This window comes from Agrococcus sp. Ld7, assembly GCF_045064095.1.
Lineage (GTDB): Bacteria > Actinomycetota > Actinomycetes > Actinomycetales > Microbacteriaceae > Agrococcus.
The window spans coordinates 110,956-133,432 of sequence record NZ_JBISGY010000033.1; the positions used below are offsets into that span (position 1 = coordinate 110,956).

General features: G+C 67.7%; 21 protein-coding genes and 1 pseudogene. 10 read left to right on the plus strand and 12 right to left on the minus strand.

Going from position 1 to position 22,477, the window contains the following annotated elements:
* The first annotated feature begins 2 nt into the window (after positions 1–2).
* The 6 genes from ACJJVL_RS10315 (at position 3) to ACJJVL_RS10340 (ending at position 6,654) form a co-directional block, all read left to right on the plus strand.
* Positions 3–845, plus strand: coding sequence for an alpha/beta fold hydrolase (locus ACJJVL_RS10315; protein WP_405218574.1), 843 nt, complete (start codon positions 3–5; stop codon positions 843–845).
* Positions 842–2,326, plus strand: coding sequence for an aldehyde dehydrogenase (locus ACJJVL_RS10320; RefSeq protein WP_405218575.1), 1,485 nt, complete (start codon positions 842–844; stop codon positions 2,324–2,326). Before ACJJVL_RS10315 ends, ACJJVL_RS10320 begins: the two co-directional genes overlap by 4 nt.
* A 2-nt stretch (positions 2,327–2,328) precedes the next feature.
* The gene (locus ACJJVL_RS10325) at positions 2,329–2,529 is read left to right on the plus strand and encodes a tautomerase family protein (protein WP_405218576.1); all 201 of its coding nucleotides are present in this window, start codon (positions 2,329–2,331) and stop codon (positions 2,527–2,529) included.
* A gap of 18 nt (positions 2,530–2,547) precedes the next feature.
* Positions 2,548–3,597, plus strand: a complete 1,050-nt coding sequence (locus ACJJVL_RS10330) for an LLM class flavin-dependent oxidoreductase (RefSeq protein ID WP_405218577.1) — start codon at positions 2,548–2,550, stop codon at positions 3,595–3,597.
* Between the two features lie 66 nt (positions 3,598–3,663).
* Positions 3,664–5,364 (plus strand): BCCT family transporter, encoded by a 1,701-nt coding sequence (locus tag ACJJVL_RS10335; protein WP_405218578.1) that lies wholly within the window; start codon positions 3,664–3,666, stop codon positions 5,362–5,364.
* A gap of 93 nt (positions 5,365–5,457) precedes the next feature.
* Entirely contained in the window at positions 5,458–6,654 is a 1,197-nt protein-coding gene (locus ACJJVL_RS10340; protein ID WP_405218579.1) for a cytochrome P450, read from the plus strand.
* 33 nt (positions 6,655–6,687) lie between these two features.
* On the opposite strand, the gene ACJJVL_RS10345 is transcribed toward ACJJVL_RS10340, so the two are convergent.
* The gene (locus tag ACJJVL_RS10345) at positions 6,688–7,137 is read right to left on the minus strand and encodes a YbhB/YbcL family Raf kinase inhibitor-like protein (protein ID WP_405218580.1); all 450 of its coding nucleotides are present in this window, start codon (positions 7,135–7,137) and stop codon (positions 6,688–6,690) included.
* Positions 7,138–7,285: 148 nt separating this feature from the next.
* Between ACJJVL_RS10345 and ACJJVL_RS10350 the strand changes: the two genes are divergently transcribed.
* Positions 7,286–7,957, plus strand: a complete 672-nt coding sequence (locus ACJJVL_RS10350) for a hypothetical protein (protein WP_405218581.1) — start codon at positions 7,286–7,288, stop codon at positions 7,955–7,957.
* Between the two features lie 36 nt (positions 7,958–7,993).
* On the opposite strand, the gene ACJJVL_RS10355 is transcribed toward ACJJVL_RS10350, so the two are convergent.
* From ACJJVL_RS10355 to ACJJVL_RS10365, 3 genes are all read right to left on the minus strand, one after another.
* Positions 7,994–9,409: an aspartate aminotransferase family protein gene (locus ACJJVL_RS10355; RefSeq protein ID WP_405218582.1), complete on the minus strand. Its 1,416-nt coding sequence runs from the start codon at positions 9,407–9,409 to the stop codon at positions 7,994–7,996.
* Positions 9,406–9,873, minus strand: coding sequence for an Lrp/AsnC family transcriptional regulator (locus ACJJVL_RS10360; protein WP_405218583.1), 468 nt, complete (start codon positions 9,871–9,873; stop codon positions 9,406–9,408). Before ACJJVL_RS10360 ends, ACJJVL_RS10355 begins: the two co-directional genes overlap by 4 nt.
* Before the next feature lie 145 nt (positions 9,874–10,018).
* Entirely contained in the window at positions 10,019–11,650 is a 1,632-nt protein-coding gene (locus tag ACJJVL_RS10365; protein ID WP_405218584.1) for an amidohydrolase, read from the minus strand.
* Positions 11,651–11,748: 98 nt separating this feature from the next.
* Here ACJJVL_RS10365 and ACJJVL_RS10370 point away from each other — a divergent pair, with 98 nt between their 5' ends.
* A complete protein-coding gene (locus tag ACJJVL_RS10370) occupies positions 11,749–12,366 on the plus strand; it encodes a TetR/AcrR family transcriptional regulator C-terminal domain-containing protein (RefSeq protein ID WP_405218585.1) in 618 nt (205 codons plus the stop codon).
* Between the two features lie 27 nt (positions 12,367–12,393).
* Here the strand turns inward: ACJJVL_RS10370 and ACJJVL_RS10375 are convergent, their stop codons facing one another.
* The 7 genes and pseudogenes from ACJJVL_RS10375 to ACJJVL_RS10405 all read right to left on the minus strand — a co-directional run bounded on the left by ACJJVL_RS10375 (position 12,394) and on the right by ACJJVL_RS10405 (position 19,527).
* Positions 12,394–13,647: a GAF domain-containing protein gene (locus ACJJVL_RS10375; protein ID WP_405218661.1), complete on the minus strand. Its 1,254-nt coding sequence runs from the start codon at positions 13,645–13,647 to the stop codon at positions 12,394–12,396.
* A gap of 174 nt (positions 13,648–13,821) precedes the next feature.
* A pseudogene (locus tag ACJJVL_RS10380) lies at positions 13,822–13,989 on the minus strand (MerR family transcriptional regulator); the annotation flags it as partial.
* Between the two features lie 31 nt (positions 13,990–14,020).
* Entirely contained in the window at positions 14,021–15,400 is a 1,380-nt protein-coding gene (locus ACJJVL_RS10385) for an NAD(P)/FAD-dependent oxidoreductase (protein WP_405218586.1), read from the minus strand.
* A gap of 17 nt (positions 15,401–15,417) precedes the next feature.
* On the minus strand, positions 15,418–16,518 hold the full coding sequence (locus tag ACJJVL_RS10390) for an ABC transporter ATP-binding protein (protein ID WP_405218587.1): 1,101 nt from the start codon (positions 16,516–16,518) through the stop codon (positions 15,418–15,420).
* Between the two features lie 47 nt (positions 16,519–16,565).
* Positions 16,566–17,384 carry an ABC transporter permease gene (locus ACJJVL_RS10395; protein ID WP_405218588.1) on the minus strand — a complete coding sequence of 273 codons (819 nt, stop codon included), beginning with the start codon at positions 17,382–17,384 and terminating at the stop codon, positions 16,566–16,568.
* Positions 17,381–18,322 carry an ABC transporter permease gene (locus ACJJVL_RS10400; RefSeq protein ID WP_405218589.1) on the minus strand — a complete coding sequence of 314 codons (942 nt, stop codon included), beginning with the start codon at positions 18,320–18,322 and terminating at the stop codon, positions 17,381–17,383. Before ACJJVL_RS10400 ends, ACJJVL_RS10395 begins: the two co-directional genes overlap by 4 nt.
* 86 nt (positions 18,323–18,408) lie before the next feature.
* Complete coding sequence (locus tag ACJJVL_RS10405; RefSeq protein WP_405218590.1) at positions 18,409–19,527, minus strand: extracellular solute-binding protein; 1,119 nt, start codon at positions 19,525–19,527, stop codon at positions 18,409–18,411.
* A gap of 380 nt (positions 19,528–19,907) precedes the next feature.
* Between ACJJVL_RS10405 and ACJJVL_RS10410 the strand changes: the two genes are divergently transcribed.
* Together ACJJVL_RS10410 and ACJJVL_RS10415 are read left to right on the plus strand one after the other, a co-directional pair.
* A complete protein-coding gene (locus ACJJVL_RS10410; protein ID WP_405218591.1) occupies positions 19,908–20,063 on the plus strand; it encodes a hypothetical protein in 156 nt (51 codons plus the stop codon).
* Positions 20,045–21,508: a purine-cytosine permease family protein gene (locus ACJJVL_RS10415; RefSeq protein ID WP_405218592.1), complete on the plus strand. Its 1,464-nt coding sequence runs from the start codon at positions 20,045–20,047 to the stop codon at positions 21,506–21,508. Before ACJJVL_RS10410 ends, ACJJVL_RS10415 begins: the two co-directional genes overlap by 19 nt.
* Before the next feature lie 287 nt (positions 21,509–21,795).
* Here the strand turns inward: ACJJVL_RS10415 and ACJJVL_RS10420 are convergent, their stop codons facing one another.
* Positions 21,796–22,476, minus strand: coding sequence for a cyclase family protein (locus ACJJVL_RS10420; RefSeq protein ID WP_405218593.1), 681 nt, complete (start codon positions 22,474–22,476; stop codon positions 21,796–21,798).
* Between the last annotated feature and the right edge of the window lies 1 nt (position 22,477).

A 22,477-nucleotide genomic window follows, 5' to 3' on the forward strand; every position in this document is an offset into this window, starting at 1 on the left:
CGATGACTGACGTCGAGCCGGGGCACTCGCGCCCCGAGCAGCCGATCGCACCGCAGCCGGGCGCTGGTCAGCCGGGCGGCGTCGCCCCCATTGTGCTGCTGCACGGCGTCGGGCTCGACCGCAGCATGTGGGATGCGGTTCGCACGCTGCTCGCGCGCGGCCCGGTGGGTGCGAACGTGGTCGCGCTCGATCTGCCCGGCCACGGCGCGCAGCCGCCGCTGCCGGCACCGCAGTCGCTTGCCGACCTCGCCGACGACGTGCTCGCTCGGCTGCCGGATGGCGCCGTGCATTTGGTCGGATTCTCGCTGGGCGCGCTCATCGCACAGCACATCGCATGCTTCCACCCGGAACGGGTCGTCGCCCTCACGTGCGTCAGCTCGGTGTGCCAGCGCACGCCCGCGGAGGCGGCAGCGGTCGAGGCGCGGCTCGAGAGCGCACGCGACGACTTCGCCGCGAGCGCCGCAGCCTCGATCGAGCGCTGGTTCCCTGCAGGAAGCGCAGTGCCGGCCGCCACGATCGCTGCGACCGAGCGAGTGCTGCTCGCCAACGACGTCGCCTCCTATCTGCACGCCTACGCGGTCTTCGCACGAGGCGATCGCGAGATCGCACCAGAGCTCGATCGCATCATCGCGCCGACGCTCGCGATCACGGGCGAGCTCGATCCCGGATCCACCCCCGACATGTCGCGGCGGCTCACCGCCGCGATCCCCGGCGCCCAAGCCCACATCGTGCCCGGCGCCCGCCACATGCTGCCGGTCGAGGACGCACCCGCGCTCGCCGACGCGCTCACCGACTTCATCGCATCCGCTCTTCTTCCCCAGAACGTGGAGGTATCGCACTCATGACCGAACGACTGCAGCACTGGATCGGCGGCGAGCGTGTCGCCGGCAGCAGCGGCGAGCACTTCAGCAGCACGAACCCCGCCACGCTCGAGCCGCTCTACGAGGCTGCGCGCGGCAATGAGGAGGATGTGCGGCGGGCCGTCGCCGCCGCCAAGGCCGCGTTCGAGAACCCCAGCTGGAGCAGGCTCAGCCCCACCAAGCGCGGTCGGCTGCTGCGCAACCTCGGCGACCTGATCGCGGCGAACGCCGAAGAGCTCGCCCGTTCGGAGAGCCTCGACAACGGCAAGCTGCTGCGCGAGATGCGCGGGCAGCTCGCCACGCTGCCGGAGTACTACTACTACTACGCGGGCCTCGCCGACAAGGTGCAGGGCAGCCAGATCCCCACCACGACCTACGAGATCCTCAACTACACGCAGCGCGAGCCGCTCGGCGTCGTCGGAGCCATCACGCCCTGGAACTCGCCGCTGACGCTCACGACCTCCAAGATCGCGCCCGCGCTCGCGGCTGGCAACACGGTCGTCATCAAGCCCAGCGAGTACACCTCGCGCACGATCCTCAAGGTCGCGGAGCTCGCGAGCGAGGCGGGCTTCCCCGACGGCGTCGTGAACGTCGTGACCGGCATGGGTGCCGAGGCCGGCGCGGCCCTCGTCGCGCATCCGGATCTCGCCAAGATCTCGTTCACCGGCTCGACTGCCACGGGAGCGCACATCGCCGCGCAGGCAGCACGTCGCTTCATCGGCTGCACGCTCGAGCTGGGCGGCAAGAGCCCGAACATCGTCTTCGACGACGCGAACATCGCGAACGCCGCGATGGGCGTGATCGCCGGCATCTACGCCGCCGGGGGCCAGACCTGCATCGCCGGCAGCCGCGTGTTCGCCCACAAGGCGGTCTACGACGAGCTGCTGGAGCGCGTCGCCGAGCGCGCGCGTTCGATCCGCATCGGCGACCCGCTCGCCGATGAGACCGAGCTCGGCCCGCTGGCATTCGCCGGCCAGCTCGAGAAGGTCGCCTCCTACGTCGACCTTGGCGTCGCAGAGGGCGCAGCCGTGCACGTCGGCGGCGGCCGCCCCGAGGGCCTCGACCTACCCGGCTACTTCTACCAGCCGACCGTGCTCACGGGCGTCGACAACTCGATGCGCGTGGTGCGGGAGGAGATCTTCGGGCCGGTCGCGGCCATCATGCCGTTCGAGCATGAGGACGAGCTTGTCGCGCTCGCCAATGACACCGAGTACGGCTTGGCAGCCGGCGTGTGGACGCAGAACCTCGCACGCGCGCACCGCATGGCACGGCGCCTCGACGCTGGCACCGTCTGGGTCAACACCTACCGCGCGATGTCGCCGATGTCGCCGCGGCAGGGCTTCAAGAGCTCGGGTGTCGGCATCGAGCACGGCCTCGAGTCGATGCATGAGTACACGCGGTTGAAGAGCGTCTGGATCAACACCGATGAGGGGCCGGTCGCCGACCCCTTCGTGATGCGGGGCTGACCATGCCGCTCATCGACGTCTCCATCGCCCGCGGGCGCACCCCCGCTCAGCTGCGCGCACTCATGCACGCACTCCACGCGGCTGCCGAGACCACCGTCGGCGCCGCATCCGACAACATCACCGTCATCGTGCGCGAGGTCGAGCGAGAGCACTGGTCGCGCACCGACACCACCGTCGCCGAGCGCGACGCCGTCAGCACGTAGAGAAGGAAGAGGAACATCATGCGCTTTTCGCTGTTCGTCCACATGGAGCGCTGGGACGACGCCGTTCCGCACCAGCAGTCATGGAAAGACCTGACCGAGCTGGTGCTGGCCGCCGAGGCCGGCGGCTTCGACAAGGTATGGATCGGTGAGCACCACGCCATGGAGTACACGGTCTCGCCGAACCCGATGGTGCAGTTGGCGAACCTCGCAGCCCTCACCTCGCGCATCCGCCTGGGTGCCGGCACGATCATCGCCCCGTTCTGGAACCCCATCCGAGCGGCCGGCGAGGCAGCCCTGCTCGACGTCATCAGTGGCGGCCGCGCCGAGGTCGGCTTGGCGCGCGGCGCCTACCAGTACGAGTTCGACCGGCTCGTGCCGGGCGTCGCCGCGACCGACGGAGGCGAGCACCTGCGCGAGATCGTGCCGGCGATCCGCAAGCTGTGGGAGGGGGACTACGCGCACGACGGCAAGATCTGGCAGTTCCCGACCTCGACGAGCGTGCCGAAGCCGGTGCAGCCCGTGGGCCCGCCGATGTGGATCGCGGCGCGCGACCCCTCCTCGCATGACTTCGCCGTCGCGAACGGCTGCAACGTCATGGTGACGCCGCTGGCGAAGGGCGACGAAGAGGTGCAGGCTCTCGTCGACAAGTTCGAGACCGCGATCGCCGCCCACCCCGAGATCGAGCGCCGCCCAGAGATCATGGTGCTGCGCCACACGCACGTGCATGCCGAGAGCGACCCGGAGGGCTGGCGCGCGCCGGCCGAGGCGATCAACCGCTTCTACCGCACGTTCGATGCGGTGTTCGGCAACAAGGTGCAGGCGGTGAACGGCTTCCACGAGCCGAGCCCGGAGTCGAAGTTCGCGGAGCGCCCCGAGTTCCAGCCCGAGAACCTGCACCGCACAGCGATGATCGGCACGCCCAACGAGGTCGTCGAGCGCCTCCGGCACTACGAGGCGCTCGGCGTCGACGAGTACAGCTTCTGGATCGACAACAGCATGTCGCACGACGAGAAGGCGGCATCCCTCCGGCTCTTCATCGACGAGGTCGTTCCCGCGTTCCAGCAGTAGAGCGCATCCCATTGCCGTGCGCATCTGCTCGCACCGCGATCAGCAACACAACGAAGTGAGGCACACATGAACGAGCGAAGCACGTCGCAGCGCTGGCGACTGTCGGGACGAGGGCCCGGCTACAACGAGGGCGCCCACCCCGATGATCCCGACTTCGCAGGATCCGGCCTCGCGCCCGTCGGCGAGCCCAGTGCCGCGCAGGTGGAGGCGGACGCCAAGCGCCACCGCCCCGGCGTGGTGTTCTGGGGCTCGCTCGCGCTCATCCTTGCGTTCGTGTCCTGGGCAGCCATTTCGCCCGAGTCGCTCAACGCCACGATGACCGGTGCCATCAACTGGAGCACCGAAGCGGTCGGCTGGACCTACCTCCTGGTGACCACCGGTTGCATTGGCTTGCTGGTGTACCTCGCGTTCAGCAGGTTCGGCAACATCCGCTTGGGAGCAGACACCGACCGGCCCGAGTTCAGCACCTGGGCGTGGCTGGCGATGATCCTCTCCGCTGTCATGGGCGTCGGTCTCATCAGCTATGGCGTGGCCGAGCCAATCTCGCACTTCGTGACACCGCCGCACGGGCTGGCGGAGGCGGGAACCCGGGAGGCAGCAGTCGTCGCGATGCAGTTCTCATACTTCGACTGGGGTCCCCACGCGTGGGCCGTGTTCGGCGTCTTCGGCCTCGCGATCGCCTATTCGACGCACCGCAAGGGCAACACCGGGCTGGTCTCCCCCATGCTGCGGCCGATCCTCGGGAAGCGGGTCGACGGACCACTCGGCAACGTCATCGACATGTTCGCCGTCATTGCCACGCTCTTCGGCACCACGACGTCGCTCGGCCTCGGCGCCTCGCAGATCACGGAGGGCATGAATCGGGTGTTCGGGTTGCCCACCGAGACCTTCGTCCAGGTGCTCGTCATCGCAGTGATCACGGTCATCTTCACGCTCTCTGCACTGTCGGGCGTCAACCGCGGCATCAAGTACATCAGCCAGTTCACGATGCTCGCCTCGGTGGCGTTGGGGATCTACGTCTTCTTCGTCGGACCGAGCGGCTTCATCGCCAACCTGTTCGTGCGATCGACGGGCGCCTACCTTGGCAACTTCCTGGAGATGAGCTTCATCACCCCACTGTCGAGCTCTGACTCGCAGTGGATGCAGTGGTGGACGTACTTCATCATGGCGTGGTGGCTGAGCTGGGGCGCCTTCGTCGGCGTCTTCCTCGCGAAGATCTCTCGCGGTCGCACTGTGCGGCAGTTCGTGACCGGCGTGCTGATCGTGCCCAGCCTCGTCTTCTTCGGCTGGTTCACGATCTTCGGCGGCGCGGCTATCCACTCCGACATGGAGAGCGGCGGTGTCATCGGGGCAGCGGCGACCGAGGACATCAACTCGGCGTTCTTCGAGATGCTCGCGAGCCTCCCGCTGGTGCAGATCACGTCGGTCATCGCGATGATCCTGGTCGTGCTGTTCTTCATCTCCGGCGCGGACGCGAACACGTTCGTGCTGAGCATGATGTCGTCGCGAGGGGCGCTGAACCCCTCGAAGCCGGTGCTCGTCGTGTGGGGTGCGCTGACGGGTGTGTGTGCCGCGCTGCTGCTGCTGATGGGCGGCCTGGCGGCGCTCCAGCAGGCCGCGATGCTGTCTGCGCTGCCCTTCACCGTAATCGTCGCGATGCTGGGCTACTCTCTGGTGCACCAGCTGCGCCGCGACCCGCACTTCGACTCGATGCGAGACGTGCGTCGCGAGGAGTTGCGCACCGGCGTGCTGCGTCTGCAGAAGTAGACGCGGCCCCGCTCGGATCGCGCCTGCCCGCCACCGGCCAGGCGCGATCCGAGTGCTCGTCCACCAATGCCCTCGACACCTTAGGCTACGACCATGACCGCAACGACGCGCTTCCTCGACCTCGCCGACCCGAGCTTCAACGTCACCTCCGACGTCGTCCATGACGCGCGCGACGACAGCTGGTTCGCCGAGACGCCGTACGGCTGGGCCGTGCTGCGCTACGAGGAGGGCACGGCGCTGCTGAAGGACCGCCGCTTCCGGCAGGGCAACGCGCAGTGGCCCGACCAGAACGGCATCCACGATGGGCCGTGGCGCGAGTGGTGGCAGCAGACGCTGCTCAGCATCGAGGGCGACGACCACCTGCGGCTGCGCAAGCTGCTCGGCCCGGCGTTCCGCATGAAGACGATCGAGGCGATGCGGCCGCGCTTCCAGTCGCTCGCGAACGAGCTGATCGACGGTTTCGCGGGGCGCGGCACAGTGGAGTTCGTGAGTGAGTTCGCCGAGCCCTACTCCTCCCGCATCCTCTGCTTCCTGCTGGGCCTGCCGGACGAGGAGTGGCCGCAGGTCGCGCACTGGGCCGATGACCTCGGCAAGTCGTTCGGCATCAACGTGCGCCAAGATCTGCCGCGCATCGAGGCGGCGCTCGAGGGCCTCACCGGCTACATCGAGGAGGTCATCGCCGACCGCCAGGCGCAGCCCCGCGACGACCTGGTCTCGACCCTCATCGCCGCGCACGAGGGCTCGGATGCGCTGAACCGCCGTGAGCTGTCGGTCGCCCTGGTCTTCCTCGCCTTCGCCGGCATGGAGACCACCCGCAACCAGCTGGGGCTGGCGGTGCAGACGTTCCTCAAGCACCCGGACCAGTGGAAGCTGATGGCCGAGCGGCCCGAGCTCGGCAGCCGTGCGGTCGAGGAGGTCATGCGCGTGGCACCGACGGTCACCTGGGTGACCCGCGAGGCGATCGAGGATGTCGACCTCAACGGGCTGCAGATCCCCGCCGGCGGCATCGTGCAGGTGCTCTCGCACGCGACCGGCACCGACCCGCGAGCGATGGCCGAGCACGCACGCTTCGACATCACCTACGACGACCGGCCGCTGCACTCGGGCTTCGGCGGAGGCGTGCACCACTGCCTCGGCCACTTCGTCGCCCGCACCGACATGAGCGTGGCGCTGCCGCTGCTCGCGCAGCGGATGCCGGATGTCGCGGCCGACGGCCCGGGCGAGTGGCTGCCCGTCTCGGGCAACACGGGGCCCGTGCGGTTCCCGCTGCGGTTCACGCCGGAGCAGTGACCCTGGCTGCCGCCTGCCTGCGGCCCGCTGCCGCTACCTGGAGTATGTGCCGACGAAGCGGTTCTGCTCGATGATGGCGTCTGCGTAGTCGGCCAGGAAATCCTCCCTGCTCGGCTCTCCCGAGACTGCTCGCGAGAGCGCGTAGACCCAGAAGTAGTAGTGGTGCTGGCCGTGTCCGACGGGCGGCTGCGGTCCCGACCACGCCTTGTCGCCAGGGGTGTTGGGTCCCGTGCGGAGCGCATCCGTGTCGATCACGCCGTCGCGCGGCGCGATGCCATAGGCGGTCCAGTGCGTAAAGCCCTGCGGCAGCGGTGCGTCGGGGTCGTGCATGATGATCGCGAGTTCGACGGCAGCTGCCGGCACCCCCGTCACGGTCAGGCTCGGCAGCGCGTTCTCGAAATCAGCGGTGAAGCGGTCAGGGATGCGGTCGCCCGCGACGATGTCGTCGCTGGAGATCGCGAGGTCGGCGATGTTCATGCCCATGATGGGGTGTCCTCTCCGTGCTTGCTCGTACCGGCGGCGGGGTCGATTCCCTCGTCACCGCAGTGCCACGCATCGTATCGATGCGATTCTCCACAAGCTGGTCCTCCCCGATCCCACACCGGAGACCGTCTGCCGCATCCTCACCTGCATGAGAGCGGATGCGACCCACCGGTTCGAGTTCGAGGTCAGCGGCGGCAGCCGACCGCCCTTCGTCTGCCTCGCTCGCACGCGAGCGGAGGCACAGCGGGTTGCGCTCCATGCTCGGGCGCCGGTGCGGCTGACGCGTGCTCAGCAGCTAGGGCCAGATGAGGGCGACGCGCAGGCACGACAGCTGGTGTCGTCCGAGGGCCTACTGGCTCCCCCGTGGCGCGACGACGTCGCCACGATCGTGCAGGTGCTCGATCACGTGCGGCTGGAACCCGACGACTCGGCATCCATCATCCCGGCCGCGTTCCTGCCTGCCGACGAGATCGTTGCCCGGGGTCTCTCTGCGTGCGGCTGCGGCTGGCGACACGCGGGTGAGACGGTCAACCGGATCGCGGTGGAACCCACGGTGTCGATCTCCGTGGCGATGGTCACCGATGGCGGCTGGCAATTGCATCTGTGGTCGAAGTCCCTGCCGGCCGACAAGATCGACGCATTCGGCTGGGAGCGGTGCGCGGGCGGCCATCCGGTCGTGACCTGGATGCTGAACGCGCGACCGGCGTGCTCCGTCTGGATCATCGCGAGCGAGGTGATCGACGCACTGCGCACCCTCGCCGACCTCCGGCCGAGCGAGCTCTCCTGCGTGCCGGTGCCGCGCGCGCATCCCTCGCGATAGCCGCCCCGTTCCCGTCGGCGGATGCCGCGGACGGGGTCAGAGGCGGCTCCAGGCTTCGGTGAGCACACTACGCAGAATCTGCTCGATCTCGGTGAACTCGGGCGCCCCGATGGTCAGCGGCGGTGCGAGCTGGATGACGGGGTCGCCGCGGTCGTCCGCGCGGCAGTACAGGCCGGCATCGAACAGTGCCTTCGAGAGGAAGCCGCGCAGCAAGCGCTCGGACTCGTCGTCGTCGAATGTCTCCTTGGTCGCCTTGTCCTTCACGAGCTCGATGCCGAAGAAGTACCCGTCGCCGCGCACGTCGCCGACGATCGGCAGGTCGGTGAGCTGCTCGAGCGTGGAGCGGAACACGGGCGAGTTCTCGCGGACGTGCTCCAGCAGCCCCTCCTCCTCGAAGATGTCGAGGTTCTCGAGCGCGACGGCCGCCGAGACCGGGTGCCCGCCGAACGTGTAGCCGTGGTAGAACGTCGTGTCTCCATGGGCGAACGGCTCGTAGATGCGGTCAGACACGATGGTGCCGCCGAGCGGTGCGTAGCCGCTCGTGGCAGCCTTCGCGAACGTGATCATGTCGGGCTGGTAGCCGTAGGCGTCGCACGCGAACATGTGGCCGATGCGCCCGAACGCACAGATGACCTCATCCGACACGAGCAGCACGTCGTAGCGATCGCAGATCTCGCGCACGCGCTGGAAGTAGCCGGGAGGGGGCGGGAAGCAGCCGCCCGAGTTCTGCACCGGCTCGAGGAAGACGGCGGCGACGGTGTCGGGGCCCTCGAACTGGATCATCTCCTCGATGCGGTCCGCGGCCCACACCCCGAACTGCTCGAGGTTCTCGGACGGCGCGCCCATGTCAGCGGCCCGGTAGAAGTTCGTGTTCGGCACGCGGAAGCCGCCGGGCGTGATCGGCTCGAACATCTCCTTCATCGCCGGGATGCCGGTGATCGCGAGCGCGCCCTGCGGCGTGCCGTGGTAGGCGACGGAGCGCGAGATGACCTTGTGCTTGGTGGGCTTGCCCTGCAGCTTCCAGTACTGCTTCGCGAGCTTGAACGCCGTCTCGACAGCTTCGCCGCCGCCGGTCGAGAAGAACACCTTGTTCAGGTCACCCGGTGCGTAGTCGGCGATGCGATCGGCCAGCTCGATTGCGGCGGGATGCGCGTAGGACCAGATCGGGAAGAAGGCCAGCTCCTCCGACTGCTTCGCGGCGGCGGCAGCGAGTCGCTTCCGGCCGTGACCGGCCGCGACCACGAACAGGCCCGCGAGCCCGTCGATGTACCGCTTGCCCTTCGAGTCCCAGATGTGGTGGCCCTCGCCCTTGACGATGATCGGGACGCCCGGTCCCTCCGTCATCACGGACTGTCGCGCGAAGTGCATCCACAGATGGTCTTTCGCCATCTGCTGCAGCTCCGCCTCGGTGCGGGCATCGCGATCGCTCTTGGTCGTGCTCTGCAGTGTCATCGGGTTCCCCAGTCGTAGAGCTGCTTGCGGAGTTTGAGGTAGACGAAGGTCTCGGTCGAGTCCACCTCCGGAATTCGCCGCACGCGGTCGTTCAGCATCGTGATGAGCTCGTCGTCGCTCTCGCACACGACTTCGACGAGCAGGTCGAACGACCCTGCGGTCAGGACCACGTACGAGACGCCGGGCATGTCGATCAGCGCATCCGCGACTGTCCTGGCATCGCCGGAGACTTTCACCCCGATCATCGCCTGACGGGCGAATCCGAGCTGCATCGGATCGGTGACTGCCACGATCTGCATCACACCGGCGTCCATGAGCCGCTGCACGCGTTGCCTCGTCGCGGCTTCGCTGAGACCGACGGCCTTGCCGATCTCGCCGTACGGCCGGCGCCCGTCCTCCTGCAGCTGCTCGATGATCGCCTTGCTCGTCTCATCGAGCACGGGCGGCTTCATCGTCGGCGACATGCACCGAGTCTCCCACTGAATCCGCTCCGTTGCAACTGAATCAGTGGCTTAGCGGTGTGTCGCGATAGTAAACGAGTGCGAACAATCGAACCGCAACGAATATCGTTGCAACGACGCATCGTGATGCGCTTCGTGACGCGCGCCCTCAGGCGGTCTTGTCGAACTCCCGCGCGACGCCGGCGATGAACGTCGCGCGGATGGAGACACCGGGCAGGTCGTGAGGCTGCTGCTCGCGCGGATCCCGCGCGAGCCAGACGAGGTCGGCGCTCATCCCGGGCCGGATCTCGCCCCACGGTGTGGGCGAGAGATCGGCGAACGCCTGGTGCGCGACGGCAGCCGAGTACCCGTGGAGTGCGGCTTCGACACCGAGGATCTCCTCGGGCATCCAGCCACCGGCCGGCTCGCCCTCCTCCGTCTGCCGCGAGGTCGCGATCGCGATCCCATCGAGGGGAGCTCCTGACGAGCATGGCCAGTCGGAGCCGAATGCGACCCGGGCACCGGATGCCGCGAGCGACTGCATGCGGTACTGCCGGTCGGCGCGCTCCCGCCCAAGCCGGGGCACGGTGAGCACCGTCATCAGGGCGTCGAGCTGCGCCCAGAGCGGCTGCATCGTCGCGATGACGTCGAGCTCGGCAAAGCGCGGAAGGTCAGCGTCATCGATGAGCTGCGCGTGAGCGATGACCGGCCGACGCTCGCGAGGCCCGTTGGCCTCGATCGCGCCCTCGATCGCATCGAGGGCCTGCCGAACCGCGGCGTCGCCGATCGCGTGCACGTGGATCTGGAAGCCTGCGGCGTCGACGGCTCGCACGGCCTCGGCGAGAGCATCGCCGTGCCAGACGGTCATGCCGTGCTTGTGCAGGGCCGAGCAGTACGGCTCGATCAGGGCACCGGTCTCGTTCTCGACGACGCCGTCGGCGAAGAACTTCACGGTGTGCGCCGTGAGCATCGGCGACGCGACATCAGCCACCCGGTTGCGCGCTTCGATCATCGCCGGCAGCTGTCGCTCGAAGTGCCGGGGGTCGGCGTAGAGCGCGAGATTGCAGCGGAACGGCAGGATGTCGCGCGCTGCCGCCTCGACGTAGACGTCGACATCTTCCGGTTCCACCCACGCGTCCTGCACCCAGGTGACGCCGCGCGGCAGGTAGTAGTCACCAGCAGCCGTGATCGCTCGAAGCCCAGCCTCGAGATCGCGCGTCGGTGCTGCCGCTATGACCAGGTCGACCGCACCCCACTCACGCAACGTGCCCAGCGGTGCGCCGTCGTCACGACGCGGGATCTCGCCGAGCACGGGCTCGGGGGTCGTCGCGTCGATGCCCGCGAGCTCAAGCGCGCGGGAGTTGCACCAGACCGTGTGGTAGTCCCAAGCCCGCAGCACCACCGGCCGATCGGAGACTGCCTCGTCGAGCCACCGGGCGTCGAAGAGTCCGTTCTCGATGAGGCTGCCGTCGTATGACGCCCCGAAGATCCACTCTGCATCAGGATTGGCCTCCGCGTAGCGGCGCACTTCCACCACGATCTCCGCGACCGAGGCGCACTCGCGCACGGCTGGGCCCTGCTCCTCGAATCCGCCGAGCATCGGATGGGCGTGCCCGTCACCGAACGAGGGCATGAGGAATCCGCCGTCGAGATCTACGAGGTCGACCGGAGCGCGCTCGGCGAGCTGTCGGGCCTCATCGCCCACCGCCGCAATCACGCCCTCGCGCACAAGCAGTGCGTCACTCGCGGGTCGATCAGCGCCCAGCCAGATGGTGCCACCGGTGAAGAGAGTCGTCGTCACGTTCGTCATCCTTGTCGAAGCTCATACGAACACTGTTCGTACGCGGATGCAGTGTAATGTAGCATCGCGGAAGGATGGATGGGAAGCAGCAAACCGGCATGGCAACGCCGATGAATCGGAACCGCATTGTGACGGCAGCTCTCGATCTCGTCGACGAGGACGGCGCCGAGGCGCTCTCGCTGCGGGCCGTGGCGAGGCGCGTCGATCGTCAGGTCTCGTCTCTTTACAATCACATCTCCGGCCGGGGTGAGCTCATCGAGCTGGTGCGCGGACGCATCGTCGCCGAGATCGACGTGAGCGCATTCGGCCGCGACCGCTGGGATATCGCGCTCGAGACCTGGGCATCGTCGTATCTCAGTGCGTTCGCGGCGCACCCGAACCTGGTCAGGCTGCTGGCAACGACACCGATCCGCGACGCGTCCACGTTCGCGATGTATGACGCGGTGGTCTCCTCGCTGGTCTCGAGCGGCTGGCCCAGGCACGAAGCAGTCGCAGTGATGCGCACGGTGGAAGCGCACGTGCTCGGCTCCGCACTCGACTTGGTGGCGCCGGATGACATGCTGGCGCAGCACGCGGTGCCGACCGAGCTCGCCAGCATCCGCACCGCACTCGATCCTGCACACGCGGCGTCGTACAGCGCTGACCGAGCGTTTCAGCTCGGCATCGAGGCCCTGCTCACGGGCCTGAGAGCGCGACGGTCGCTCCTCGACCGCTGAGCGCCGTCAGCCGCGGTGTCGACAGGCCTATTCGACCGCTGGCTCGTGCAGCATGGCGAGGGCCTCGACGCGGCCCGCGACCCCGAGCTTGCGGTAGATCGCGGTAACGTGATTCTGCAGCGTCTTGACGGAGATGCCGAGGTCGGCGGCGAGCTGGGCGTTCGATGACGCCGTGCCGAGCTCAGCGAGCACGTTCCGCTCTCGTGGGCTCAGCTCCTTCATGACGGGAGTCGCGCTGGGCGGCACGACCCCGATCCGGATGATCCTCGTCGCGTCGCGGAGCAGCAGCGCATACCCCGCGCCGAGTTCGTCGAGCAGCGCACGCGCCGTCACTTCCGCGTCGATGATCTCTTCCAGTGTCGTCTCGCAGTTCGACGGGGTCACGAGCTCGACGAGGAGTTCCGATCCCTCGCTGCGGGCATGCACCGTGATCGGCATGCCGATCCGCTCTCGTGCTCGGCCGATGAGCTGCCCGATCGCCAGCGCGTGCCGCGTCGCGAACTCCAAGGGCAGCAGCTCCGGCCAGGCGTCGAACTCGATGCGCATGGTGCGCCACTGCGCATCCGTCATCGATGACCGGATCTGACTGCGCAGCAGCGCTTCGCCATCGACGACGGCCCTCTCGGCGGCGCGCACGCCGCTGGCGACATCGCGCACGAGAGCCGCGACCTGCGCGGCGGCGAGGTCGCCCCGCTCGATCGTCTCGATCGCGACGTCGAGCGACTTGGCTATCCGCTCGCGTTCAACCTGCGTCGCGATCGACCACTGCGCCGTCCACCGTCGGGCGAAGGATCCCCGTTGGGCGCGCAACAGCTCCAGCTGCTCCGCAGTGCGTCGGGCATCCACGACAGTCGCGATGAGCGTCGCCAGCTCCTCGACCGCATCGATCTCGTCGGCGACGAACTCCCTTGGCGCCATCGAGAACACCTCGATTGCCCCCACGCGGCGCGAGCCGAGCAGCATCGGCACGCACATGTACCCCCGCAGCTCCTGGCGCCACGTCGGCACGCGCGCTGCTCCGGCGTGCTGCTGCAGGTCGCGAGCGACCACGGGCTCGCGCAAGCTGTACGCCCGGCCGGCCAGGCCCTCGTGCAGCTGCCAACCGCTGGTCGCGCGCCGGTAGGTGTCGTCGAGCCCTCGGCTGACCAGCGGGAAGAAGTGATGCCTGCTCGTGTCCGCGATGACAATCTCACCGATCGACGCCGCCGCCGCGATCAGCACAGCGTCCAGGCATGCCTCGTATGCCTGCTGCGGGCTGTCAGCACTGCGCAACGCATGCATGAGGTGACCCCAGGCGACCGTCCGACTTCCACCCGTTCGCGGATCGCTCATCGCACCGCTCGTGTCCCTGACTGACCGACGGCCACTCCCCGGGGCCCGGACGGCAACCGCAGCGGCCATCGGCGCAGATCGAGGGGCGAACGCCGCGAGTTGGGCGAATGCGCTCAGTCGATTTCCCTGCGAATCGAGCGCATGCAGTTCCCGGATCGCCAGCAGGTCCGCATCATCGAAGACCCGGTAGCCGTTGGCCGCGCGTCGCGGCGCGAGGTACCCTTTCGCCTCCCACGCGCGAAGCTTCCAGGCGGGCACGCCCGTGGCTCTCGCGGCATCCCCGATGGACATAGCAGCCACGACGCGACCTTATCCTGCTGCGTCAGTGCTGGTGGATGCGTCCCGACACGATGTCCGCGACCGTCGCAAGCCCAGAGGTCGTGCGCTTGCCTCGGTACTCAATGCGGTCCGCCGTGCCGTACGCACCGTAGATGACGCGCGTCGCGAGCCAGCGCAGCGGCTCCGGCTCCCACTTGCGCACCGAGTGACCGACCCAGGGCAGCTCGACGAGCTCGGTGTGCTCGCCGAGGATCAGATCGCGCAGTGTCCGGCCCGCGAGGTTCGTCGCGGTCACTCCGGTGCCGACGTAGCCGCCAGCGTGTCCGATCCCGCTGACAGCATCGAAGTCGACGGTGGCAGACCAGTCCCGAGGCACCCCGAGCGTGCCCGACCAGAGATGTTGCGTCGCCACGTCTTCGAGTGCCGGGAAGAACCGCGTCAGCAGTGTGCGGAGCGTGCGCTCGGTCACCGGCTGCGTCTGCCCGTCGTCGTCGGTCTGCGAGTTCCACCGGTACGGCACGCCGCGCCCACCGAACGCGATCCGGTCGTCGGCGGTGCGTTGCGCATACATGTAGACGTGGGCGAAGTCGCCGAGCACCTCTCGCCCTTCCCAGCCGATGCTCTCCCACTGTGCCGGGGTGAGCTGCTCCGTGACGATCATCGAGGAGTTCATGGGCAACCACTCGCGCCGGAGCCCCTTGATGCCTGCAGTGAACCCCTCGGTCGCGCGGACGATCGCATCTGCCCGAACCGTGCCCGTGGCGGTGATCGCCTCGCGCGGCCTGATCTCCAGCACCGGTGTCGACTCATAGATCTCGACTCCGAGGCCAGCCACGGCCTTCGCCAGCCCTGCGGCGAGCTTGGCGGGATGGATGCGTGCGGCGTGCGGGTGGCACACGCCGGCCAGGGTGCCCGCGACGTTGATGCGCGCGCGTGACTCCGCGGCGCTCAGCACCGTCAGGTCGGTGCCTCGCCAGCTGCGTTCGGCCGTGACCGATGCCTGCAGCCGCCGCACCTGTGCCGGCGTGTAGGCCACCTGCAGGTTGCCACCCTTCACGATGTCGGCGTCGATGCCTTCGGCGTGGGCGACCCGGATCACCTCGTCGATGGTGTCGTTCATCTCCAGCTGGAAGCGCTGCGCCGCATCGCGGCCGTGGGTCCGCACGTACTGCTTGAGGCCTCCTGTGACCGAGTTGGTGAGCCACCCACCGTTGCGGCCGGACGCGCCGAACCCGCAGAACCGCGCCTCGAGGATCGCGATGCGCCACTGGGGTCTGGCGAGCTTCAGGTAGTAGGCCGTCCACAGGCCGGTGTAGCCGCCGCCGACGATCGCGACATCGACGTCCAGGTCTCCGTCGAGCGAGGGTCGAGCCTCCGGCATCCCGAGCGAGGTCCACCAGTGCGAGACATTCCCGTTGATCATGCTGCTGTGCTCCTGGTTCAGATGGCCCGGACGGGCTCGTCCTGGCTTTCGGCGTCGTCGAGCAGCACCGCGTCCTCGGGCGCCCAGCCGACGAGGACGCGATCTCCGATGCGTGCGGCGGCCGCCTCGCGCTCCGGTACGCGCACGATGGCGACGCCGAGCTCTGTGGTGACGTTGTACTTGCGTTCCGGGCCGAGGTAGACCATGTCCTCGATCGTCCCCTCGATGCGGTTCACCGCACGCTCCGGCAGGCTCGTGCCTGCGGCGTCGGAGATGTGCAGGTTCTCGGGCCGGATGAGGACCGCTCCGCGCTGAGAGGCGATGGACCCGGCGACCTGCAGTTCGCGCCCGCCGGCAGAGAAGCGACCCTGCGCGAGGGTGCCTTGGATCACGGTCGCCTCACCGATGAAGCGACCCACGAATAGCGTCTCTGGAGCGTCGTAGAGCTCGTGCGCGGTGCCGATCTGCTCGATCCGACCCTCGTTGAAGACCGCGATCCGGTCGGAGAGCACGAGCGCCTCCTCCTGGTCGTGCGTGACGTAGATGAAGGTGCTCCCGAGTTCTCGGTGGATGCGGCGCAGCTCGAGCTGCAGCCATTCGCGCAGCTTCTTGTCGAGCGCTCCGAGCGGCTCATCCATGAGCAGGATCGGAGGGCGGTAGACGAGCGCGCGCGCCAAAGCGACGCGCTGCTGCTGACCTCCCGAGAGCTGACGAGGGAAGCGCTCCGCATAGCTGCCCAGCCGCACCATCTCCATGGCCGCGTCTGTCGCCGATACTCGCTCCGGCTTCGACATCTTGCGCTGCTTGAGCGGAAACTCGACGTTCGCTCTGACCGTCATGTGCGGGAAGAGCGCGTAGTGCTGGAAGACGACACCGAGATTGCGCTCGTGCGCCTGCAGCTTCTCCAGCGGAGCGCCGTCCAGCAGCATGCTGCCCTCGGAGGCCTCGATGAAGCCCGCGATGAGGTTGAGAGTGGTCGTCTTCCCCGAGCCCGAGGGACCGAGGAACGTCAGGAACTCCCCGCGCTGCACGTCGAGGTCCACGTGCTCTAGCGCAGTGGCGTCGCCGTAGCGCTTGGTGAGGCCCTGAAGACTGAGGATGGTCGAGTCGTCCGCCATGAGAGGTTCCTTCGCGGTATTCCGTTCGGATTCGAAAGCGGGGGTCATCAGTCGTCCCCCGGCGTGCTGGTGCGGCGGCGCGAGAGCGGAACGACGACAAACCGATAGAGGATGAAGCCGAGGACCACCGAGAGCAGGATGAGGGTCGCTGCCGCCGCAATCGTCGGGTCGGTCGAACGTGTCACGCTCGCGTACATCGTGATCGGCAGGGTCTGCAGCGACGGGCTCACCATGAACTGCGACACGATGATCTCGTCGAAGCTCGTGACGAACGCGAAGACCGCGCCCGCTGCGATGCCCGGGGCGATGAGCGGCACGGTGACGCGCCAGAACGTCGTGAGGCGATTCGCGCCCAGGCTCGCTGCCGCGAGCTCGAGCGTTCGGTCGTAGCCGGCCAGCGAGGCGTTGACGGCGATCATCACGAAGGGGAGCGCGAGGCACACGTGCACCAGGACGAACCCCGTCAGCGTGCCCACGAGATCGGTGACAAGGAAGAAGGTGTAGATGCCGGCGCCGGCGATGATCGGCGGCACGATCATCGGGGTGAGCATGAGCGTCTGCGCCATGCCCGCGAGCCGACTCGTCGAGCGGTTGATCGCCAGCGCGGCGATCGTGCCGAGCGGCGCCGAGATGACCACGGTCAGCAGCCCGATGAGCACCGAGTTGCCGAGAGCGCGCAGCCAGCTCGAGTCGGTGAAGAACTCCTCGTACCAGCGCGTGGAGAATCCCTGCGGCGGGAACTGGAAGCTCGCGTTCTCGGCGAACGAGATGGGCACCACGATGAACATCGGCGCCACGAGCCAGATCGAGGTGATGATGGCGAAGCTGCCCAGCAGGATGGAACGGCGCGGTTTCGTGTCGTTCATGCCTTGCTCCCTCCCACCATGTTCGCAACCGCATCCCCGCCGGCTCGTCGTCCGATCAGCGCCGCCACGCTGAGGATGGTCAGGGTGACCAGCAGCAGCACCAGCCCGATGACGGCCCCGTGGCCCCACTGGCCGAGGTTCTGCACCTGGCCCTGGATGAGCGTCGAGAGGAATGTCTCGCGTGCGCTGCCGAGCATCGCGGGCGTGATGTAGAAGCCCAGCGCCATGACGAAGCACAGCAGTGCGCCAGCAGCGACCCCCGGGAGCGACAGCGGCAGGTAGACGGCGAAGAACGCCTTGCGGCGCGTCGCACCCAGGCTCTGGGCCGCGGTGAGCAACCGCCGATCGACCTGCGCCATGGTCGAGTACATCGGCAGCACGACGAACGGCAGCAGCACCTGTGCCATGCCGATCAGCACGGCTGTCGGCGTGCGCAGCACACCGAGCTGGTCGACGCCGAACAGCGCCGCGAAGTCGCCGATCGGTCCGCTGTCCTGCAGCAGCAGGACCCACGCGAAGGTGCGCACCACGGCGCTCGTGAGGAAGGGCACGAGGACGGCGAGCATGAGCACGCTTCGGATGGTGGGCGACGTCGACGTCATGAAGTAGGCGAACGGGTAGGCCACGAGCACGCAGATGACCATCACCCAGAAGCTGATCGCGATCGTGCGCCAGAGCACATCGACGTTGACAGGCTGGCCGAAGAACCACTCGAAGTTCTGCGTCCCGGGCTGCGGATCCGTGAACGCGGCCACCAGCACCGAGAGCATCGGGTAGAAGTAGAAGACCGCGAGCACGAGGAACGCGGGCGCGAGTGCGAGCAGCAGCCCGCTCATCCCCGTCGACGATCGCTTGGCTCGCTGAGCCTCGGGTTGACGCATCGTCGCGATCGCCCGCGTGCTCAGCGCAGAGAACTTCGAGGTGTCGGTGTCTGCCATGAGGATCCCCTCTGCTCCAGTGGTTGGGAACAAGCCCTGCCGCGGCCCTCGCTCACGCGGAGTGAGCGAGAGCCGCGACGGGTCGATCAGCCACCGGCGACGATCGAGCTCCAGCGATCCTGCAGACCCGACACGACGTCGGCATCCGCCCAGAACTCCGTGGCGACGGGCACGCCGGAGCCGGACTTGTCCGGAGCGGTCACGAGGTACTCCTGTGTGAGTCCATCGATGTCGGGTTCGGAGTTCACGTTCGCCGGCGAGTAACCCGTCGCCTCGGTGAACGCGGCCTGCTGCTCAGCGCCGAGCGCGTAGTTGATGGCGTAGTAGGCCGCTTCGGCGTTCTCGGTGCCCTTCACGATCGCGAAGTAGTCGACGACTGCGATCCACTGATCCCACTGGGTGCTCAGCGTCGCGCCGTTCTGCGCTGCTGCGAGGATGCGACCGGTCCAGGCGGCGCCCATGACAGCCTCACCCGACTCCAGCAGCTGCTGTGCAGAGGCACCGGTGTCATAGAACACGATCGAGTCAGCGATCTCCTCGATCTTGTCGAGACCCATGTTCGCCCACTCCTGGGTGAACGGTGTGGACGGGTCCCAACCAGCGGCGATCGCGGCGCCCTGCACGACGGGAGCGTCGATGCTGCCGCCGCCGTTGTAGAACGTGCGGTTGCCCGGGAACTTGTCGGTGTCGAAGAAGTCCTGCCACGTGCGGGGTCCGTCCTCGCCGAACGTGTCGGTGTTGTAGGTGATGGCCACGCCATAGATGATCGAAGGCACGCCGCAATCGAGCAGCGGGATGCCCTCTGGGATCTCGGATGTGTCGAGCTGGGCCATGTCGAGCTCCTCGAAGAGCGTGCCGCACTCGCGCTCGATCTGATCGGCGTAGCTCGAGACGAAGTCCCACTGGATGTTGCCGGACGAGACCTGCGCCTCGATCTTGGCCAGCGTCTGCGGTGAGTCCTGATTGAACTCCACGCCGGAGGCGCTCGCGAACGGGTCGAACCAGGCAGACATCATCCCGTCCTGCGTGGTGCCGCCATCGCCCGCGAACGTGAGCGTGTGGCCGTCGAGCAGACCGTCGGGCACGCTGCCGAGCGTCGGATCCGTGATGGCGGGAACCGGCTCAGCCGAGCCACCCCCGGCACAGCCGGTCAGGGCCAGCGCCGCCGCTGCCGCGATCGCTCCTCCGCGTACGAAATGCTTCATCGCATGTCTCCCTCGTCGTGGGTGCGCCCCCTGTCTCGCTCGAGGCGACCGCAACGCTGCGGAGGGGCGGAAATTTCTCGCCTGAGCATTGCAGGAAGGTTGAGCCGCCTCAATAGGCGGCACCCCTACCGCCCGCTTAGGTTCGACCCTATTCTCGCGGGCCGAGCGGGGCGTGACACCCAATGAATGGCCACAACCTTGGCAAAACATTCCCGATACCCTGTCGCTTCCGGTAGACACTGCATGGGCCCCTGCGGTCCGAACGTCGCCGACATCGGCCGCGCAAAGGCTGCGTGCTATGTTCCGCCGCAAGCAGCAACGGTGCTGCGATCGAGACCCGCCCAGGACGAACTGGGCCGGTTAAACCGAAAGGGACAATCATGTCGATTGCCGACTTGGAGCTCAGGCTCAACGAACTCGAGCAACCGGAGGCTCAGGGAGCAGCGATCAGCAGCCGCGACTTCCTGAAGCTGACCGCTCTCACCGTCGTCCTGCCGATCGTGATGATCATCATCGGATGGATGGCGCTTCCATGAGCGCGTCGAATTCCGCGGAGAATGCGGCGGGCACCGCGATCACGGATGGGGCGATGCCGGTCCGTCCCGCGTCGCGCACCTGGGGTCGAATGGCGCTGTTCGGAAGCACGGCCTCTGCCGCCATTGCGACATGGTGCTTCATCGGCGGCGGGTTCGCGGCGTACTACCTGCCAGCGGCATCCGGCGCGCTCGCCATCACCGCGGGCACCTTGCTGGGCGTCTTCTTCGTGGTCCTGGCCGCAGTGCCCGCTTCCACGCGGTACGGCATCGAGGCCGTGCGCTCGACCAGACCCACATTGGGCGCTCGCGGCTCGATGATCACGCTGGTCATTGTGCTCGCGATCATGGTGGGCTGGAACTCGATCCTGATCATCTTCCTAGGGAATGCAGCCGGCGAAGCACTCGTGGCAATGGGCGTGCTGTCGTCCGATGTCCAAGGAGTGGCGTCTGTCGCCTTCTCGATCGTCGGCTTGGCAATCGTGCTGCTGCTGCTGAGGCGCGGCCCGAATGCCGTGCGCGATATAGCGCCGGTCATCGCCACTGGCATCATCATTCTCTCGGTTGCTATCGGAGTCATGCTGGTCGCAACGGTCGGAATCGATGACCTGTTCGCTCTGCCGCCGCTCGGCGCATACGACAGTCAGGCCCTGAACTTTGCGACCGTGCTCGAACTCGGCATCGCGGGTGGCCTTGCCTGGTGGCCGTACATCGGCAGCCTGACGCGGTACTCCCGCAGCACCGGCGCGACGATCACGCCCGTCGTGCTCGGACTCGGCGTCTTGATGAGCTTCGTCCTCGTCATCGGTCTCCTCGCCGCCCTAGCAGTGCCCGAATCAGGCGGCAATCCGACCCTGTTCCTCGTCGAGATCGGTGGGCCGGTCTTCGGCATCGTCGCGCTCGCCTTCATCGTGTTCGCCAATGTCGGAACGACGCTGGTGGGCGTGTATGTGTGCGCCCTGGCGCTCAAGCAGGTTCCGGCCGTCGACCGCAGGCTCGGATGGAAGACAACGACCTTGCTCGTCGCGATCCCTGTCGCTGTGGTGACCGTGTTCTTCGCGGACGTGTTCATCGACTACTACGGCAACTTCCTGGCGTTCATCGGCGTGCTGCTCGGCCCAGTCTGCGGAATCCAGATTGCGGACTACTACGTCATTCGACGGCAGAATCTGAGCATTCGTGATCTCTATTCGCAGTCCACGGGTGGCCGCTACTGGTACGTCGCGGGAGTGAATCCTGTGGGAATCGTCGCGCTGATTGCCGGGATAGTCGCATATATCGCGCTGCTCGATCCGATCAGCTATGTCGCCAACCCTGGATTCGAGTTCATGACTGCGAGCATCCCGGCCGTGCTTGTTGCAGGGGTCGTCTACCTGGCCCTGATGCGGCTCATCCCCAGTTATTGGCCCCGGGCTGCCGTCGCGAGAAGCACCGAAGCGGCCCGCTGACAGGCTTCGCAGAGTCGCGACGCGGCCATGCGAACCGGATGACATTTCAGCTGGGTATCGGAGCAACGTCGTCAGCGCTCTCGTACCGGATGGGTCCGTAGCAAGCGCTCACAGCGGAGCGGCGCGCGTCGAGGTCCTCGATCTGATCTGGAGTTAACGCTTTGGATCGTCGGGGACCTCGACTGCTGCGGGCGGTCGCTCGCTCAGGGAGCCCCCTCGCCCTACCGAAGACCCGACAGCACCCAATGGACGACTCAGGCTGTGGTGTACGGTCGGCTCCGCCCGGCTCAGCAGCGCGCGATCGCCCTCACCGGCGACCCATCGAGGCGCTGCAGCCGGAGCGGCAGCGCGATCAGCTCGCACGTCTCCCCCGGCACCTCATCCAGCCCCCGCAGGTTCTCGATGATGAGGCCACCCGCACCCAGCCAGCGGTCGTGCACCGGCAGGAACGCGGGCCCGTCAGCACTGTCGTCCTCACCAGGCTCCGACGAGTCAGGGCTCAGCGTGTCGACGCCCAGCACGTCGACGCCGAGGGCGAGCAGTGCATCCGCGAGCTCGACCGACACCGCCGGGTGCCGCAGCATGCGGTCGGTACCCCAGTGCGCGTCCCACCCGGTGTGCACGAGGGCGATGCGCTCGCCGTCCCAGGCGCGCAGTTGATCGTCGAGCCCGTCGACGCCGATGGCCTCGCCGTCGGTAGCGGCCACCCGCAGGATGCGCGCCGCGCCCATCAGCCGCGCAGGGTCGATCTCGTCGATCGCCGCGCCGCCCGCGATGGAGTGCGATGGGGCATCCACGTGCGTGCCCGAGTGGGATCCAAGCTGCAGCGCCGTCACGGCGAAGCCGTCGGCCGCGAGCGTCGTGGCCGGCTCGGTCGCCACCTCCGGGTCGCCGGGGTAGACCGGCATACCCGTGACGATGGGATGCGACAAATCGACGATCCTGGAACCGACCTCAGCGCGCGTCATG

Coding starts and splice junctions, on each gene's coding strand:
- ACJJVL_RS10400 (WP_405218589.1), bottom strand. CDS start 18,322: ATGGCAGACACCGACACCTCGAAGTTCTCTGCGCTGAGCACGCGGGCG.
- ACJJVL_RS10355 (WP_405218582.1), bottom strand. CDS start 9,409: ATGACACTGCAGAGCACGACCAAGAGCGATCGCGATGCCCGCACCGAG.
- ACJJVL_RS10390 (WP_405218587.1), bottom strand. CDS start 16,518: ATGGCGGACGACTCGACCATCCTCAGTCTTCAGGGCCTCACCAAGCGC.
- ACJJVL_RS10385 (WP_405218586.1), bottom strand. CDS start 15,400: ATGATCAACGGGAATGTCTCGCACTGGTGGACCTCGCTCGGGATGCCG.
- ACJJVL_RS10420 (WP_405218593.1), bottom strand. CDS start 22,476: ATGACGCGCGCTGAGGTCGGTTCCAGGATCGTCGATTTGTCGCATCCC.
- ACJJVL_RS10315 (WP_405218574.1), top strand. CDS start 3: ATGACTGACGTCGAGCCGGGGCACTCGCGCCCCGAGCAGCCGATCGCA.
- ACJJVL_RS10375 (WP_405218661.1), bottom strand. CDS start 13,647: ATGCATGCGTTGCGCAGTGCTGACAGCCCGCAGCAGGCATACGAGGCA.
- ACJJVL_RS10370 (WP_405218585.1), top strand. CDS start 11,749: ATGGCAACGCCGATGAATCGGAACCGCATTGTGACGGCAGCTCTCGAT.
- ACJJVL_RS10395 (WP_405218588.1), bottom strand. CDS start 17,384: ATGAACGACACGAAACCGCGCCGTTCCATCCTGCTGGGCAGCTTCGCC.
- ACJJVL_RS10405 (WP_405218590.1), bottom strand. CDS start 19,527: ATGAAGCATTTCGTACGCGGAGGAGCGATCGCGGCAGCGGCGGCGCTG.
- ACJJVL_RS10415 (WP_405218592.1), top strand. CDS start 20,045: ATGGATGGCGCTTCCATGAGCGCGTCGAATTCCGCGGAGAATGCGGCG.
- ACJJVL_RS10345 (WP_405218580.1), bottom strand. CDS start 7,137: ATGGGCATGAACATCGCCGACCTCGCGATCTCCAGCGACGACATCGTC.
- ACJJVL_RS10330 (WP_405218577.1), top strand. CDS start 2,548: ATGCGCTTTTCGCTGTTCGTCCACATGGAGCGCTGGGACGACGCCGTT.
- ACJJVL_RS10360 (WP_405218583.1), bottom strand. CDS start 9,873: ATGTCGCCGACGATGAAGCCGCCCGTGCTCGATGAGACGAGCAAGGCG.
- ACJJVL_RS10320 (WP_405218575.1), top strand. CDS start 842: ATGACCGAACGACTGCAGCACTGGATCGGCGGCGAGCGTGTCGCCGGC.
- ACJJVL_RS10325 (WP_405218576.1), top strand. CDS start 2,329: ATGCCGCTCATCGACGTCTCCATCGCCCGCGGGCGCACCCCCGCTCAG.
- ACJJVL_RS10410 (WP_405218591.1), top strand. CDS start 19,908: ATGTCGATTGCCGACTTGGAGCTCAGGCTCAACGAACTCGAGCAACCG.
- ACJJVL_RS10335 (WP_405218578.1), top strand. CDS start 3,664: ATGAACGAGCGAAGCACGTCGCAGCGCTGGCGACTGTCGGGACGAGGG.
- ACJJVL_RS10350 (WP_405218581.1), top strand. CDS start 7,286: ATGAGAGCGGATGCGACCCACCGGTTCGAGTTCGAGGTCAGCGGCGGC.
- ACJJVL_RS10340 (WP_405218579.1), top strand. CDS start 5,458: ATGACCGCAACGACGCGCTTCCTCGACCTCGCCGACCCGAGCTTCAAC.